Origin of the sequence: Anaerobacillus sp. 1_MG-2023, assembly GCF_030547345.1 — a bacterium.
Lineage (GTDB): Bacteria > Bacillota > Bacilli > Bacillales > Guptibacillaceae > Guptibacillus > Guptibacillus hwajinpoensis_B.
The window spans coordinates 1-366 of sequence record NZ_JAUORD010000063.1; the positions used below are offsets into that span (position 1 = coordinate 1).

Genomic DNA, 366 nt, shown 5'->3' on the forward strand with positions numbered 1-366 from the left:
TCCCGTAATTCATTCACAGTCTTATTCATCAGACCCTACCTCCTAAAATGCTAGTATACGTATTTAAGGATCGAGTAGAGGCCTTAATATCAGTATGTTTGGCTAGATTTGAATAATGCGATTCTATTTCTTGGACAGGTTGATGATTCGTTGTATGAAGATGATGTGCAAGATCACGAAAATCGTTTGCACTGAACAGTCTGTCTGTCATACACTTGCTTATCGCAGAATCGATAAATGATGGATACCGTTGAATCACCCGATGAATGATTGCGAACTGGTCTCGACGATACCGTCGGTATCTCTGGCTAATTTCATCAAAATAAACAGCTGCCTGATTTTGATCTTCGAAAAAGGAAATCAAAC

At 39.1% G+C, this 366-nt stretch carries 1 pseudogene; it reads right to left on the reverse strand.

Annotated elements, in window-relative coordinates:
• Positions 1-28: 28 nt before the first annotated feature.
• Positions 29-366, reverse strand: a pseudogene (locus tag Q4550_RS23285) (IS21 family transposase); the annotation flags it as partial.